A 14831-nucleotide genomic window follows, 5' to 3' on the forward strand; every position below is an offset into this window, starting at 1 on the left:
GTTGTCGATCCTCCGAGTGCGTTGGCGATCCTCCGAGTGCATTGTCGATCCTCCGAACGCGTTGGTGATCCGATATCGGGTGGACCGGGATCAGACGACGCGAGGTGTGTCTCACGATACAGACTATCGGAGGTCTTATGTGGTGTGGAGAGGAACACATTCTGTATGTCCGAGAGTCCGTTCGAGGAGTTCGAGTCCGTCTTTCGGAACCGCGACGTTCTGAAGGAGGACTACGAACCGGACGAGATTCTCGAACGCGACGACGAAATTCAGGACTACGCGAGCGCGCTCAATCCCGCGCGCCACGGCGCACACCCCGACAACGTCTTCATCTACGGGAAGACCGGCGTCGGGAAGACCGCGGTCACGAAGTACCTCCTCGAAGTCCTCGAAACCGAGGTCCACGAAGATCCCAGCGTCGATTCCGAAATCACGACACTCCTCGTCAACTGCCAGTATTCGACGACCTCCTATCAGGCGCTCATCGCCCTGCTGAATGCGATCCGCGGCCCGCACGATCAGGTCTCCGCGACCGGGCACGCGCCACAGGACCTCTACAACATGTTGTGGCGCGAACTGGACGACATCGGCGGTACCATTCTCATCGCTCTCGACGAAATCGACTCCATCGGTAGCGACGACGGACTCCTCTATCAGCTCCCGCGAGCGCGGGCGAACGGGAACCTCGACCACGCCCGGCTCGGCATCATCGGCATTAGTAACGACTACCAGTTCCGGCAGAACCTCTCCCCAAAGGTCAAGGACACGCTCTGCGAGCGCGAGATCAATTTCAGTCAGTACGACGCCGAGCAGCTCTTCGCCATCCTCGAACAGCGCGCGACGAAGGCGCTCCGTCCGGACACCTACGATGCGGCCGCGCTCCGGAAGACCGCAGCGATCGCCGCGCGCGACCGCGGGAGCGCGCGACAGGCTCTCGAACTGCTGATGGTCGCGGGCGATCTCGCCGAGGAGCGCGACGGCGTCCTCACCGAATCGCTCGTTGACGAAGCCGAGGACGACCTCGAACGCGGTCGCATCGAGGACCGCATCCGCGACCAGACCGTCCACGCCCAGTACAGCCTCCTCGCGCTCGTTCACCTCTCCGAGCGCACCGACGCGGCGTCGCGAACGAAGGACGTCTACCGGCAGTACGAGCGCGTCGTCACGCACAACGGCTCCGATCCGCTCTCGCTCGATCGGTTTCGCGACCAACTCGACGAACTCGCGATGCTCGGCTTCGCCGCGAAGACGCAGGCGAACGAGGGTCGACAGGGCGGTCGATACAACGAGTATCGTGCGACCGTGGCGACGGATCCGGTCGTGGACATCCTCACGTCCGAGACGGATCTCTCGCTTCACTCCGACGCCGCTCGGTGACTGCCGATCCGTTTCTCTTTGACACCGCTCGGTGATTGCCGTCCAGCCCGGCGGTTTTCCCTCCGAGATGACGAGGCCGGTCGTCCGATGGCTCTCCGTACCGTGGCCCGAGACCGAGACGGACAACTCGCGACATCTGGTGTGGGGGTGTCCTCTCGCGCGCGTTTCCAGCGCCGCCGTTCACGGCGATCCTCCAGTCCGTGCATCGCTCGCGACGCGAGAACTCACGACATCTGGTGTGTGGGGGTCCGTTCGGCGATCCCGGTCCGACGCCGAGAACGCCGGAAACCCGAACCCTTTCACGCGTGCGGCCGTATCTCGTCCCATGAGCGAGGCCAGCGAGGCGAACGGCGAGGACTTCCACGGGCGCGTCGAGCGGTGGCTCACGGCCCAGATGCCGATCATTCGGATGCACGGCGGCGAATCCGCCGTTCGGAAGGCCGATCGCGACACCGGCGAAGTCGTCATCGAACTCGGCGGCGCGTGCTCCGGGTGCGGAATCAGTCCTCGCACCGCCCACCGCATCAAGACGTCGCTCGCCGACGACTTCGAGGCCGTCACCGACGTCACCGTCCGATTCTCCGACGACTCCGGCTCCGACTGGACGACCGGACAGGCGGAGAGCTACATGGGCGTCGACCGGAACGAGGGCGGGCGCGGCGGCCGCGGCGAGGGCAGCCCGAACTCCGACGGAATGCACTTCTAACGGACCTTTTGCAGCGCGCGCTCTGCGCGCTTGCAAAAGCTCCATCATCGGAAGAAGCAGCGCTTCTTCCTATGCAGCGAGACGGCTCGTCGTCTCGCACGCAAAAGCCCAGCGACCCACCTCAGTCGGAGCGTAGCTCCTCCTTGGTCACACTCGCTCCGCTCGCGTGACCTCCGGTGGGTCTTGGGACTCGCCCGTAGGGCGAGTGAACCCCGACCCTTCCGGGTCCTCGGATCGCTCGGGTCGCGGACGCGTGTCTCGTGGTTCTCGCCCTGTCACCACACTTCAAGTCCGATCACGCGACCAACCGCGGGTATGCGTTGACTACTCGCCGCGGCGCGGCCGAAGCGAAACCGTCGATGGGCCGCCCGCGGGACACACCTCCCGTCGTCTGTTCGCCATTCCTCCGTCCGCTACTTCCGTAGCCCACTCGCCAGTCGCTCGGCGACGTCGAGCGCGCGGTCCGCGAGCGCGCGTGGGACGTGTCCGTCGGTGACGTCCGCCTCCAGTTCGTCCTCGTCGACGACCTCGACCGTCCCGTCCGGATACTTCACGACGTCCACCTGCAAGTCGACGTACCGGATCGCGTCCGGGAACAGCTCGACGGGTGTCGAGACGTTCACGTAGGTCCCCTTGTTCGTGCCGTCTTCGGCCTCGTAGCCGGTCGCGTACCACTCGCGCCCCTCGGTGAAGCGCGTGATCGCGACGTCGCCGGTCTCGCGCTCGGTCCCGAGGCGTCGTAGGTCCCCCCGGGGTGCATCTCGCGTTCGAGCGTCAGCTTCCCCTCGGCCGGCTCGCAGCTCGTGACCGTCCCGGTGCCGAGCGTGACGAGCCGCCCGCTCGGCTTTCCGTGCTCGATGGCGAGCGAATCGCCCTCGTGCGGTCCGAACGCGGACGCTACCGCGGCGAAGGGAAAGCCCTCAGTATCGACGCCGACGGCCTCCGCGAAGTCCACGGCGGTGCTCGCGGCCGGCGTCGCGGCCTTCGTTCGGTGGTGGCCCGGCATCGTCGCCGTCACCTCGCTCCGAACGTCGTCGAGCGCGAAGCGCGCGCCGCGGCCGAACCAGATCCACGCCGTCTCGATCGGTCGATACACCGCACGCGGGGCGTCGACGTCGCCCGCGTCGTCGATGGCGGCTTCCAGCGTCTCGACGCGCTCGACGGCGTCGTCGAGGGCTTCGCGGAGCGTCGCGAACGAGGCGCCGTCCGCGGCGCGTCCCCATCGAACCGCCCAGCCGTCGGGAAGCTCGACGTTCAGCATCTCCGTCGTCTGGACGAGTTCGTGTTCGGCGGTGCCGTCCGGCGTCGCCGCAACGAGCGTGTCTCCCTCCTCGAGTTCGGCGAGCGCACCGACGCCGGGCGTCCGAAGCGCCGTTCCGACGGTCGCGCGGCCGTCGAGCCACGGCGGCGCCGGGTCGCGAACCTGCACGCGGAGCGTGTCACCCGTCTCGACGTAGCCGTCCGCGGCGTCGAACGGAAGGTACGCTTCTCCGTCCGCGCCGAGGTCGAGGACGGCACCGCCGCCCGTTGTTTCCGTCACGCGGGCGTCGAACACGGCACCCGCCGGGACGGGATCGTCCCAGTCGAGCGCGTCGTCGCCGACGTCGAGACAGCGATCGCGGATCGCCGCGACGGCGGCCGACGACCCGGAGAGTCCGACGCCCTGTCGGTCGGCCGTCGTCTCGACGGCGACGTCCGCGGGTTCGTCGGGAAAGCCCGCGTCGAAGCGCTCGCGGATCGGCTCGGAGGCCTGCACGACCGCGTGGTCGGCGTCGAGGCACACGGCGGTGAGCGCGGTGGCGTAGATGCCGCGGATGCGTGCGCGCGTCATTCGAGCGCGTCCCGCGTCGTCGCGAACCGCACGCGGTCGTGGACGGTCGGCCCGAGTTCGAGTTCGACGATATCGTCGTCGAGGACGCGCGCGCCCTCGACGTAGACGCCCCACGAGTCGAAGCGGAGGAACCCGCGGACGTCCTGACTGTGCGTGAAGAGATCGCAGTAGTCGACGTCGTGTGCGGGATACGTCTCGTTCGAGTGCGTCTGGTCCATATCGGAGTAGACCGACTCGCGTTCGTCGAAGAAGGACGATACTTCGTCGGCGGTGGCGCGCGCTTCGCGCGTGACTTCACGCTCGACGTCGCGGAGTTCCGCTGCCGACAGCCCGGCGTCGCGGAGTGCGTGCCGGGTCCGCTGGTCGAAGAGCATATTCGATGCCTACGCGCGTGCGAATGAAAAAACGTCGCTCTCCTCGCCCGAAGACCTTAGCCTGACGCATCTGTACTCGCTCTCATGCCGCAGAAACGAGATCCGATCCAGCGAGTCACCGATGGGCGCGACCTCTACGACGTGGCGTCGTGGGAGGAGCGCACCCCCCTCGATCGCTTCGCGACTCGGGTACACGGCTGGCTCGCGGCCGGGAGCCGGTGGACGGTCGTCGCGCTCGCCGTCCTCATCCTCGCCGCGCAGTTTCTGATCGTCGGCGTGGCGGCGTTCCACAACCCGCTCCTCGGCGTCTACGTCTTCTTCTCCATCGTACCGGCCGCGGTGCTCGTCTTCTCCGTCTGGCGGATGGACGTGACGATGCGCGAACCGCTGACGATGCTCGTCGGGACGTTCGTGCTCGGCTTCCTCTTCGCCGGCTTCGCGTCCGTGCTCAACACCGTCCTGAAGAACGTCGTCACGGTGATCCCGGTGGTCGGCATGGTCCTCTTCTTCTTCGTCGTCGTCGGTCCCATCGAGGAGACGGTGAAGTGGCTCGCGGTGCGCCTCTACGCCTACCGCACCGAGAGGTTCGACGCCGTCGTCGACGGTGCGGTGTACGGCGCGGCCGCCGGTCTCGGCTTCGCCACCATCGAGAACACGATTTACATCACGAGCCAGTTCCTGAGCGCGACGGACAGCGCGACCCTGCAGGCCGCCCTCGGGCAGGCCCTCCAGACGGCGACGCTCCGCACGTTCGCGGCCCGGGCCACGTCATCTACACGGCGTTCTCCGGCTACTACCTCGGTCTCGCGAAGTTCAATCCGGAGAACCGCGGTCCCATCGTCGTCAAGGGTCTCCTCATCGCCGCGGCCATCCACGCCACCTACGACACCGTCGTGACCTACATGGATCCCGTCCTCTCGCTCGTCTTCGGGCCGAGCCTCGTCGCGAACTGGGGGACGCTGCTCTTCATCGGCTTCGTCTTCGTCTACGACGGCTTCTTCCTCTGGATCCTCTATCGGAAGCTCGCGCGCTATCGAGACACGTACCGCGATCTCGATGCCAGCGGCGTAGGTGACGCGGCCGAGACGGACACGGAGGACGACGCGGCCGAGACGGACACGGAGGCCGACGCGGCCGAGACGAACGAGTCAGACGACCCGATCGACGCGAACGAGTCAGACGACCCGTTCGCCGATCCGGAGTCCGCGGACGAGTCCGTCGCCGACGACTCCTAGTACGTCTCGAGACGCTCGACGTACTTCGCGACGACGTCCACCTCGACGTTGACGGCGTCGCCCGGTTCGCGTTCGTCGAGTGTCGTCTCCGCGCGCGTCGTCGGAATGATGGCGATGTCGAACGTCCCGGCGTCGTCGTCGACGCTCGCCACTGTGAGGCTCACGCCGTCGAGTGCGATCGAACCCTTCTCCGCGACGTAGCGCTCGTATCCGCCGGGGAGCGCGAACGTGTAGCGATAGTCCTCACCGATCCGTTCGACGCCGACGACCTCGGTCGTGGTGTCGACGTGGCCCTGTACGACGTGACCGTCGAAGCGCCCGTCCGCCGGGAGCGCGCGTTCGAGGCTCACGCCGTCGCCGACCGCGCGCTCGTCGAGGCTCGTCCGCGCGACGGTCTCCGCGGCGAGGAAGGCGTCGAACCACTCGCCATCTTCCGTTTCCCCGCGCTCCTCGACGGTCAAGCACACGCCATCGACGGCGATACTCTGTCCGCGACTGAAGCCGCCGATCCCTTCCGTCTCGATGCGGAGCCGCCGCCCCTCGTCGTTTCGCGTGACGTCGGCGACGCGTCCCGTCGTCTCGACGATCCCCGTGAACATACTCCCGAATCCGGTATGCGTAACGAAAATGGCATCGATGTCGGCGCAACGCCTACCCCGTTCGGAGTCGTTCGTCCCGCCGATGGGGATCCTCTCGCAGCTCTCCTTCGTCGTCACGCTCGCCTTCTGCGCGCCGCTGCTCACCCTCGGCGCGCGGTACGCGCTCGCGGGTGAACCGATCGCGCTCCTCTTCCTCGCGCTCGCGGCGCTCGTCCTCGGCGTCGAGCGATACGTCCTGACGCCGGACGACCTCGCCGTCACGGCGGCCGAGCGGGTCGTCGGCACCATCGCGCGCGACCCTGACGAGAAGTAGTTTCGGCTACTGCGGCTCCGCCGTCGGCGACAGCGTCGTCGAGTAGTCGGCCAACAGTTCGTATCCGTCGGTGGTGACGACCGCGGTGTCGGCGATGCGGACCCCGCCGCCCTCCGCCGCGTCGAACACCGTCGGCGCGAGCGCGACGACGTGGCCGGCGGCGAGGTCACTCGTGGCCGTCAGCGACGGCCCTTCGCGGCGTTCGAGACCGACGCCGTGGCCGAGCGCCCGCGATCCCCGCGATCCGTTCGTTCGGGTGTCGCCCGCGGCGTCGAAGCCGTACGCGACGATCTCCGCCGCCGTCTCCTCGTGGACCCGACTCGCGGGCGTCCCGGCTTCGAGTTCGGCGAGTCCGGCTTCGCGCGCCCGCGTCGCCGCGAGGTGCGCGCGCCGATCCCATCCGCCCTCGGTGTCGACGACGAACGTCCGCGCCAGCCGACCGTGATAGCCGGTCGCGTCGCGCGGCGCGAGATCGACGAGGACGGGATCGCCGGCCGCGATGGGGACGGGATCGCCCTCCCGCGCGGGATCGCGCCACGTCGCGCCCGCCGCGACGAGCGTGTTCCCCGCGGGCTCGACGCCCGCTCCCGCCAGCGCGGCGTTCACCGCTCGCCGCAGTCTGCCGGTCGTCAACGGCTCCCCCCCGTGTACGAGCGTTCGGCCGTCGCCGTCTCGCGACGCGTCCGCGAGTAGCGTCTCGGCGCGACGCACGCCCGTCGTCGCGGCGGTCTGAACGGCGCGCAGGCGCTCGATCTCCGCCTCCGTCTTCAGCGCGCGCGCCGCCGCGAGCGCGTCCGTCGAGGCCACGTCGTACCCGGCGCGTTCGAGGTAGAGCGCGGCCGCGTGTGGGATCGCCGCCGTCGTCAGCACCGCCTTCGCCGTCTCGTCTCCGTCCGCTCCGCGCGCGTCGAGAACCGCCGCGGCGCGCTCGCCGGGGGCGCTCGCGCCGAGTGAGTCCGCGCTCGCGATTTCGCCGTCGAACGCTTCGCGCGCGGCGTTCGCCGCGCCGGGTGGCGGACAGAGCACGCGCTCGCCGGTGGCGGTCCGCACGTAGGCGCTCGGACGATCGGGGAGCGCGGGCCCGGCCAGATAGCGCAGCGTCGCGTCGTTTCGGTCGCCGACGTGGACGAACGCGGTCGCTCCGCGCTCCGCGATGGCGTCCGCGAGGTGCGTCGCGGCCCGCCCGCCCATCTAGTTGATCGAGATGGGTGCGGCCGCCTTCGACAGCGCGTCCGCGAGCGTCTCCCCGGTCGGCTCGCCGTAGAGCAGCACGTCGAGCGGGAGCGTCGGCGCGCCCGTCACGAGGTTCTGCATGAGGACGAGGCGTTCGCGGGCCCGCGACATCCCGACGTAGAAGACGCGGCGCTCGTTGTCCGTCAGGACGGGGACGGGATCGCTCTGCCGGGTGAACTCGTCGACGCCCTCGGGGAGGTCGTCGGGGTCGGCGGTGGCCGCCATCTGCTCGACGACCTTCTCCGTGAGGTCGGTCGCGAGGAAGACGTGATCGGCCTCGCGGCCCTTCGCGGAGTGGATGGTGCCGACGCGGACGCGATCGGCGTCCATGCCCCGATAGTCGCCTTGGAAGTAGGCGTCGATGGAGCGGCGCTGATAGCGCGTCACCTTCCGCAGCATGTCCGCGGCGGCGCCGGGTGCGGGGACGAAGGGCACCCAGTTGCGGATGAACTCGGGGCTGAACTCGAGCTCGTCGAGCGGGGCGTCATCCTCGCCCTCGCCTTCCGCCGCGCGTCGCGCGTCGATCTCGTCGCGGAAGTCGCTCCGGTCGTTCGTCCCGAACGCAGAGTCCTGCAGCATGTCCATCAGCCGGCGGGCCTGCAGTCCGGTGACGGGCTCGCCCGCGTCGATGGCCTCGACCGCATTGACGTACTGCTGGAGGCGGTCCGTCCAGAGGCGCTGATCGGTGAGCGCCTTGAAGGGGATCCCTTCGGTGATGAACTCGTCCACGAAGTCGAAGAGCTGATAGCGCGCGCGGAAGAGGATCATCACCGTCTCGTCGGTGGTCTGGATCGTCCGGCGGACGTTGCGCACGAGGTCGAGCATCGACGGCGAGTCGACGGCCTCGACGGAGCCGCCCTCCTTGCGCGGGTTCAGATCCTTCTCCTGTCGGTTCTTGATGTGCCCGACCTCCTGCTGGACGATCTTCAGCACCTCCGAGGGGAGCCGATAGGAGTTCGGGAGGACGACGTTCTCCGTCACCTCGGTGTCGAGGAGGAGGTCGGGATCGGCGCCCTGCCACGCGTAGACGACCTGATCGTCGTCGCCCGCGATGAGCACGGTGTCCATGTGTGGCTTCCACTCCTGATAGACCTGATACTGGAGGCTCGTGATGTCCTGAAACTCGTCGATGACGAGGTGGTCGACGTTCGGGACGAGCGAGCGCTGCTCGACGCGTTCGAGCATGTCCGCGAAGCCGACCAGTTCGTGCTCGCCCTTGTAGGCCCGCCACGCGCGGATGGATTCGGGGACGTCGTAGCGGTCGTCGCTCGACGGCCACGTCGGGGTGTACTTGTTGCCGACCTGCGCGTTGTCGTCGATCTCCGGCGGCAGACGGATCTCCTCCTCGTCCCAGCGGAACGGCACGTCGTACCAGTCGGCGACGTCCCGCCCGGTGCGCTGGAGCCACTGGCTCGTCGCGATGACCTTGTTGCCGAGCGTCGTCGAGCGCGCCGTGCGCCGCGACCCCGACGCGTACTCGTCCTCGTAGGGGATGCCGTAGTCATCGCAGAAGGCCTCCTTGTCGTCCTCACCGACGACGTCGCCGCGCGAGAGGTTCAGGAGCTCGTAGGCCTTCGCGTGCATCGTCGAGACGTTCCCGCGAAGCGAGCGGGGGCTCACGTCGAGGCGCTCGGCCAGCCGCTCGCGAACCTCCGCGGCGGCTGCGCGCGTGTATGAGACCACGAGGACGTCCCGTATCTCGACGTCGTCGTCCTCGAGGATCCCCTCGACGCGGTCGAGGAGCGCGGTCGTCTTCCCACTGCCGGGCCCGCCGAACAGGCGCGTGACCTGTGGCTCCGACTGACTCATTACACACGTACAGGACCTACGAGCCTATAAGCGACGTGACTTTCGACGGCGGAGGAACGGCAGGGACGCGACCGGTCGGTCGGCGGTTCAGTAGAGTTCCCCGCCGAGCGGCACGTCCCGATCGGGACCGACGAGCATCGGGTGGTCGTCCGCGTCCGGGACGCCGAGCGTGAGCGCCTCCGACTCGAAGCCCGCGATGTTCACGGTGCCGAGGTCCGTCGCACAGAGCACCTGCCGGCCGACGATCCCGTCGGGATCGTGGTTGTAGCCGAGCTGTGCCGCAGAGCGCACGACCGCGTCGCCGAGGTCGATTTCGAGCTTCAGGAGTTCGGGCTTGCGCGCCTCCTCGAACGGTTCGGCGGCGCGGATCTCGCCGACGCGGATCGTGGTGTCGAGCGGACTGCTCATGCGACGTGGGCGTCCGGACGACGCTTGAATGTTGGCGTCCGCGCGTTCCGAACGAGGCTTGAGCGTCGAGCGCCGAAGGCGCGTATGGCCTTCGACTCGCTGCCGGCGCGTCCGCTCTCGCACGACGAGGTGCTGGCGCTCTCGGCCTCCGACCGTTTCGTCGACGTCCGGCCCGTCAACGCCTTCCACTACCCCGAGCGCGAGACGCAACTGATCACCGCGATCGTGTTCGTCACGGGGAGCGGCCTGCGCGCCGTCGACTACGACCCGACGGTCCGCGAGTGGCGCGTCGTCCGCGAGGAGTCGCTCGACGATCCCGAGGACATCGCGGACGTCCCGGACGCGCTGTTGAGCGACGTCCAAGCGGAGATCGAGCGTCGCGTCAGCGAGATGGAGGACGCGGGCGTCGTCGGCGGGACCGCGGCGCGCGACGACACGACGGAGGTCCGCGACGCCACCGGTCTCGGGAGCCTGCTCTACGAGCAGTACGCGGACGGGTAGGGGATCGATCCGGCGCGGGCGTCCGTTTCGGCGGACCGAAATATTAGACCTCTGATAGTACGGAATAATAAGGGTGGTTTTCGTAGTCGTATCGAGAAGGGGGAGGATATGGGTGACATCGCGGGGCTGGCCATCGGATTGGCGCTCGTCGTCTCGTCGGCGGGCGTGATCGCGGGGGGGTTCGCGCTCCGGGCGGTCAGGCGGACGCCCCTCGAGCGGCCGATCGCCGCGCTCACACTGCTCTTCGTCGGACTCGCGCTCTATCATCTCCTGTTGCTCGTGTATTCGACACGCTCCGTCGACATCGAGTTCGTCGAGGCCGCGACGTACACGACGATGACCGGCTTCGTGCTCGTGATGGTGTACTTCCAAGTGCACGTCGATGACGGGCTCGTCGGGGTGTGGTCTCGGTGACCCCGTTCGGCGCGTTCCACGCGTACAAGGTCGCGATGTGTCTCGCGAGCGCGATCGGGCTCGCGTACCTCCTGATCGCGGAACTCGATCATCCCGACTACCGGTGGCCGATCCTCGTCACGACGTTCGGGGTCTTCGCGTTCGCGATCGGCGAGCCGGTCTCCGAGTACCTCATCGGCTCGCCGGTCGCGCACGCGCTCCACGCGGTCATCCTCTCGATCATCGTGGTCGGGCTGGCGGGCTTCGTGGACGCGAGCAGGCACTCGACGGACTGGGCCGCGCTCGTCGCGAGCGACCCGGTCGACGTCCGACGCCACGAGCCGTGGATGACCGCCCTCGACGACCGCATCCTCAGCCTCTTCCACTCGTCCGAACTCGTCCTCACGCCCGCGATCATCGCGCTCAACCTCGACTACTCGCGCTCGGAGGTGAACCGCCGTCTCTCGAAGCTCGCCGACGCCGGCTACGTCGAGCGCGTCGACCGGGGGAAGTATCAGCTGACCGGACAGGGTTCGGCGTATCTGCGGGAGAGCAGCGAGACAGCCGGAGGGGGACCGGAAAACGCCGTCTAGGCCCACCACATCGGTCCGTGTGGCGTCGGAATCGGCCACCTCACGCATTACACATCAGTAAACTATCCTGTCGGATTAAGTCGATACCGGTCGTACACTCGCGGTGGTGATGCACCGATGGCACCGCACCTGACGGGTCGGCGTCGCTTCCTCAAGCGGGTGGGAGCGGCGGTGGGTCTCGGGTCGACGGCACTGGCGGGTTGTACGGGCACGGCGAACGTCGCACCGGGGCAGGATTCCATCGCGCGGATGTCCGAGCAGGTCGACATCCCGCGGGTGGTCGGCGGTCCCGACGACCTCAAGTCGGAGCACACGGTTCGCATGGTCGCCATCGACGGCGACGAGGGCAACGGCTTCGGCTACATGCCGTCCGTGCTCTGGGTCGAGCCGGGCGCGACGGTGACGTGGAAGCACACGGCGAACGGCTCGTCGAAGCGCGTCTCGCACACGATCACGTCGATGAACAAGGGCAACGAGAAGCCGCAGTTCACACCGAAAGGCTCCGCGCCGTTCGACTCCGGCGTCATCGCGGGCGTCGGCCCGTGGAAGGACGAGAACGCGCTCCGGGGAGACCTCCAGACGCACCTGAACGGCGAACGGCCGAACGGCGGGTTTCAGGGCCCCTACAAGCTCACCTTCGAGGCGCCGAAATTCCCGAGCGGGGTCTACCTGTACATGTGTGAGGACCACATGTTCTTCGGGATGGTCGGCGCCGTCGTCGTCGGCGACGTCGGCCCGAACGACCCCGGGTGGAGTCCGGCCATGACGAAGGCGCCGAAGCCGATGTTCAGCGATTCCTTCGACGCACACCTCCGAACGATTCGGAAGACGATCAAAAATCAGGTGAGCGGCCAGTGAGCGCCGGGCACGCGGACGACGGGGCCGCGCACGACGACGGCGGTCACGAGCCGTCCGGCTGGCGGCGCTGGCTGTGCACGACGAGCCACGAGGACGTGGGCATCATCTACCTCTGGCTCGCCGTCTTCTGGTTCCTCATGGGCGGGGCGCTCGCGATGCTCTTTCGCACCGAGTTGCTCACTCCGGCGTACGGACCGCTGTTCAACCTGAACGGGTACAACGCGCTCGTCTCGCTGCACGGGCTGACGATGATCTTCCTCGTCGCCGTGCCCGCGGGCGGCGTGTTCTCGAACTACCTCCTCCCGCACTACCTCGGGCTGGACGAGATGGCGTTCCCGCGGCTGAACGCCCTCTCCGGCTGGCTCGTCTTCTGGGGCGGCGTCATGCTCTGGTTCCCCGTCGTCGGGAACGCGCTCGGGCTGACCCCGCTCCCGTTCAACGGCGGCTGGTTCGCCTACCCGCCGCTCGTCTCGCGATTCGCGCGCGTCACCGTCAGCAGCTACGTCTTCTCGATGCTCATCCTCGGCATCTCGACGACGATCGCCGGGATCAACTTCATGGTGACCCTGCTGAACGAGCGCGATCCCAGCCTCGGGCTATTCGACCTCCCCCTCGGCGCGTGGGGACTCGGGATCTTCACTCCGCTCTTGGGTCTCTACGAGCTCCCGTGGCTGATGGTCGGCGTCGCCTTCGACTACCTCCAGCACGTCATCGGGATGGGCCTCTTCGACGCCCGGACGGGCGGCGCGCCCCTCCTCTGGCAGTGGCTCTTCTGGCTGTTCGGCCACCCGGAGGTCTACTTCGTCGCGATGCCGTTCCTCGCGATCGCCGGCGAGATCGTCCCGCGATTCAGCGAACGCCCGATCTACGGCTATCGCTCCATCGTCTACGCGATCACCGGCATCACGCTCATGTCCGGGATGGTGTGGGCCCACCACATGTACATCACCGGTCTCGGGCAGATCCGGTACCTGTACATGTTCTTCTCGATGGCGATCCCGATCGCGTTCGCCGTCTACATCTTCGCGATGCTGGCGATGATGTGGGGCGGACGCATCCACCTCAAGGCCCCCATGCTGTTCAGCATCGGGATGCTGTTCATGCTCCTCTACTCGGGGATGGACGGCATCATCATGAGTCAGACGCCCGTGGACGTCCTCATCCACTCGACGTGGTTCATCGTCGGGCACTTCCACTTCACCCTGTTCGGCGTCGCCATCATGGGCTTCTTCGCCGCGCTCTACTACTACTACCCGCTCATGACTGGGCGGATGTACTCGGAGCGCCTCGCGAAGGTCCACGCCGCGCTCACCATCGTCTGCGCGCCCGTCGTCTTCACGCTCATGGACACGATGGGGACGCGGGCCGTCCCGATGATGCGCCGGTACGCGACGTACACGTACGCGTCCGGCCTGCAGAACCTCCAGATCTGGACGACCGCCTTCGCGTACGTGCTCGGCATCGCGCAGGTCGTGCTAGCCGCGAACCTCCTCTGGAGCCTGAAGTACGGCGCCGAAGTCGAGAACCCGTGGAGCGACCTCCTCGAGGGGCAGGGGATGCCCTCGCCCGAGTGGAACGGACTCCCCTACGAGGTGCCAACGCCCGACAACGTCCCGTACGAGCAGGGCGGCGATGGGCGGAGCGGAGTGGACGACGGCGTCGCGGCCGCGGACGGCGGCGACGAACCGCTTCCGGACGGCGGCGACGCGGACTCGGAGGTGAGCGACGGTGAGTGAGCGCGATCCGTCGGACGGACCGATCGAACTCGACGGGAACGACAGGGGGTGGCTCTGGTTCCTCGTGCTCGCGGTGCCGGTCGCCGCGTTCCTCCTCAGCTACGCGTGGGACATGCGCGAGCAGTTCGAGCGCGCCGCCGACCCGCCGGGCGTGCGGATCGGCCTCGTCTCCCAGCTCTACGGGACGGACACCCTCATCGCGCTCGTCTTCGGCGGACTCACGATGTGCGTCCTGCTCTACCTCTCCTATCGGTACTTCGCGGGCCGCGTCGAGGCGGCGCGCGAACTCGAACCCCGGTGGGGAGCGAACACCTTCCGCCTGCTGTTGATCGGCGTCGCCGTCATCATGGTCGTGACGTTCATGTACGCCGGGACGGCGCTCTCGCACACCGACCAGATGGGCGCGCAGGACGCCATGCAGCGCTACAACACCCACGACCAGCTCGACATGAGCGTCGTCGGCTCGCAGTGGGTCTGGCGGACGCACGTCGAGGGCGTGAACACCACCGAAACCGGGAAGGTCCGCGTCCCCGCGAACACGATGCTGTCCGTCCGCGTCACGTCGGCGGACGTCGATCACTCGTGGGCGGTCGAGGAACTCGGCGTCAAGAAGGACGCCGTCCCCGGCTCGGTGACGACGACGTGGCTCGACGTGCAGGAACCCGGCCGGTACCAGATCAACTGCGCGGAGCTCTGCGGCGCCGGCCACTCGAAGATGACGGCGACACTGATCGTCATGCCGAAGGACAAATACGTCTCGTGGGCGCACAGCCACGGCTACACCGTCCCGTTCGCGGACGGCGGGAGCCGAAAGACGCAGGACGTGAGCAGCGTCGCGCCGAGCGAAGCGAGGGGCGGCGGAGAA

The 14831-nt window shown here is 67.9% G+C and carries 14 protein-coding genes and 2 pseudogenes; 10 read left to right on the forward strand and 6 right to left on the reverse strand.

Annotated features, from left to right (window positions below):
• Positions 1–165: 165 nt before the first annotated feature.
• Positions 166–1377, forward strand: a complete 1212-nt coding sequence (locus AOZ13_RS10610) for an orc1/cdc6 family replication initiation protein (RefSeq protein ID WP_021780555.1) — start codon at positions 166–168, stop codon at positions 1375–1377.
• A 325-nt stretch (positions 1378–1702) separates the two neighbouring features.
• Positions 1703–2083 (forward strand): NifU family protein, encoded by a 381-nt coding sequence (locus AOZ13_RS10615; protein ID WP_020221083.1) that lies wholly within the window; start codon positions 1703–1705, stop codon positions 2081–2083.
• A 413-nt stretch (positions 2084–2496) separates the two neighbouring features.
• Here AOZ13_RS10615 and AOZ13_RS10620 read toward each other — a convergent pair.
• Positions 2497–3914, reverse strand: a pseudogene (locus AOZ13_RS10620) (DUF402 domain-containing protein).
• A complete protein-coding gene (locus tag AOZ13_RS10625; protein WP_020221082.1) occupies positions 3911–4288 on the reverse strand; it encodes a DUF7532 family protein in 378 nt (125 codons plus the stop codon). The pseudogene AOZ13_RS10620 and the gene AOZ13_RS10625 overlap by 4 nt, the downstream one beginning before the upstream one ends.
• Positions 4289–4372: 84 nt before the next feature.
• Between AOZ13_RS10625 and AOZ13_RS15755 the strand changes: the two are divergent.
• Positions 4373–5523, forward strand: a pseudogene (locus AOZ13_RS15755) (PrsW family glutamic-type intramembrane protease).
• Here the strand turns inward: AOZ13_RS15755 and AOZ13_RS10635 are convergent.
• Complete coding sequence (locus tag AOZ13_RS10635; protein WP_020221080.1) at positions 5520–6122, reverse strand: riboflavin synthase; 603 nt, start codon at positions 6120–6122, stop codon at positions 5520–5522. The pseudogene AOZ13_RS15755 and the gene AOZ13_RS10635 overlap by 4 nt on opposite strands.
• Before the next feature lie 82 nt (positions 6123–6204).
• Here AOZ13_RS10635 and AOZ13_RS10640 point away from each other — a divergent pair, with 82 nt between their 5' ends.
• The gene (locus tag AOZ13_RS10640) at positions 6205–6435 is read left to right on the forward strand and encodes a DUF7533 family protein (RefSeq protein WP_049934074.1); all 231 of its coding nucleotides are present in this window, start codon (positions 6205–6207) and stop codon (positions 6433–6435) included.
• Between the two features lie 6 nt (positions 6436–6441).
• Here AOZ13_RS10640 and AOZ13_RS10645 read toward each other — a convergent pair whose 3' ends face one another.
• The 3 genes from AOZ13_RS10645 to AOZ13_RS10655 form a co-directional block, all read right to left on the reverse strand.
• A complete protein-coding gene (locus AOZ13_RS10645; RefSeq protein ID WP_021780561.1) occupies positions 6442–7626 on the reverse strand; it encodes a M24 family metallopeptidase in 1185 nt (394 codons plus the stop codon).
• Positions 7627–9477: a UvrD-helicase domain-containing protein gene (locus AOZ13_RS10650; protein ID WP_020221711.1), complete on the reverse strand. Its 1851-nt coding sequence runs from the start codon at positions 9475–9477 to the stop codon at positions 7627–7629.
• A gap of 87 nt (positions 9478–9564) precedes the next feature.
• Entirely contained in the window at positions 9565–9885 is a 321-nt protein-coding gene (locus tag AOZ13_RS10655) for a hypothetical protein (RefSeq protein WP_020221712.1), read from the reverse strand.
• Positions 9886–9969: 84 nt separating this feature from the next.
• Here AOZ13_RS10655 and AOZ13_RS10660 point away from each other — a divergent pair, with 84 nt between their 5' ends.
• The 6 genes from AOZ13_RS10660 to AOZ13_RS10685 all read left to right on the forward strand — a co-directional run.
• Positions 9970–10386 (forward strand): hypothetical protein, encoded by a 417-nt coding sequence (locus AOZ13_RS10660; RefSeq protein WP_020221713.1) that lies wholly within the window; start codon positions 9970–9972, stop codon positions 10384–10386.
• A gap of 108 nt (positions 10387–10494) precedes the next feature.
• The gene (locus tag AOZ13_RS10665; RefSeq protein WP_020221714.1) at positions 10495–10800 is read left to right on the forward strand and encodes a hypothetical protein; all 306 of its coding nucleotides are present in this window, start codon (positions 10495–10497) and stop codon (positions 10798–10800) included.
• Positions 10797–11372, forward strand: a complete 576-nt coding sequence (locus AOZ13_RS15045; protein WP_020221715.1) for a helix-turn-helix domain-containing protein — start codon at positions 10797–10799, stop codon at positions 11370–11372. Before AOZ13_RS10665 ends, AOZ13_RS15045 begins: the two co-directional genes overlap by 4 nt.
• A 117-nt stretch (positions 11373–11489) precedes the next feature.
• Complete coding sequence (locus AOZ13_RS10675) at positions 11490–12230, forward strand: plastocyanin/azurin family copper-binding protein (protein WP_148286726.1); 741 nt, start codon at positions 11490–11492, stop codon at positions 12228–12230.
• The gene (locus AOZ13_RS10680) at positions 12227–13966 is read left to right on the forward strand and encodes a cytochrome c oxidase subunit I (RefSeq protein WP_020221717.1); all 1740 of its coding nucleotides are present in this window, start codon (positions 12227–12229) and stop codon (positions 13964–13966) included. Before AOZ13_RS10675 ends, AOZ13_RS10680 begins: the two co-directional genes overlap by 4 nt.
• A partial coding sequence (locus AOZ13_RS10685) for a cytochrome c oxidase subunit II (RefSeq protein ID WP_049934076.1) occupies positions 13959–14831 on the forward strand: 873 nt, incomplete at its 3' end. The genes AOZ13_RS10680 and AOZ13_RS10685, both read left to right, overlap by 8 nt.

The sequence above is a fragment of the Halarchaeum acidiphilum MH1-52-1 genome (assembly GCF_000474235.1).
Lineage (GTDB): Archaea > Halobacteriota > Halobacteria > Halobacteriales > Halobacteriaceae > Halarchaeum > Halarchaeum acidiphilum.

What these genes read in the sequence shown, in the direction of transcription:
- AOZ13_RS10660 (WP_020221713.1), top strand. Translation starts at nt 9,970, where the DNA reads ATGGCCTTCGACTCGCTGCCGGCGCGTCCGCTCTCGCACGACGAGGTG.
- AOZ13_RS10675 (WP_148286726.1), top strand. Translation starts at nt 11,490, where the DNA reads ATGGCACCGCACCTGACGGGTCGGCGTCGCTTCCTCAAGCGGGTGGGA.
- AOZ13_RS10625 (WP_020221082.1), bottom strand. Translation starts at nt 4,288, where the DNA reads ATGCTCTTCGACCAGCGGACCCGGCACGCACTCCGCGACGCCGGGCTG.
- AOZ13_RS10615 (WP_020221083.1), top strand. Translation starts at nt 1,703, where the DNA reads ATGAGCGAGGCCAGCGAGGCGAACGGCGAGGACTTCCACGGGCGCGTC.
- AOZ13_RS10640 (WP_049934074.1), top strand. Translation starts at nt 6,205, where the DNA reads ATGGGGATCCTCTCGCAGCTCTCCTTCGTCGTCACGCTCGCCTTCTGC.
- AOZ13_RS10635 (WP_020221080.1), bottom strand. Translation starts at nt 6,122, where the DNA reads ATGTTCACGGGGATCGTCGAGACGACGGGACGCGTCGCCGACGTCACG.
- AOZ13_RS10665 (WP_020221714.1), top strand. Translation starts at nt 10,495, where the DNA reads ATGGGTGACATCGCGGGGCTGGCCATCGGATTGGCGCTCGTCGTCTCG.
- AOZ13_RS10645 (WP_021780561.1), bottom strand. Translation starts at nt 7,626, where the DNA reads ATGGGCGGGCGGGCCGCGACGCACCTCGCGGACGCCATCGCGGAGCGC.
- AOZ13_RS10655 (WP_020221712.1), bottom strand. Translation starts at nt 9,885, where the DNA reads ATGAGCAGTCCGCTCGACACCACGATCCGCGTCGGCGAGATCCGCGCC.
- AOZ13_RS10610 (WP_021780555.1), top strand. Translation starts at nt 166, where the DNA reads ATGTCCGAGAGTCCGTTCGAGGAGTTCGAGTCCGTCTTTCGGAACCGC.
- AOZ13_RS10650 (WP_020221711.1), bottom strand. Translation starts at nt 9,477, where the DNA reads ATGAGTCAGTCGGAGCCACAGGTCACGCGCCTGTTCGGCGGGCCCGGC.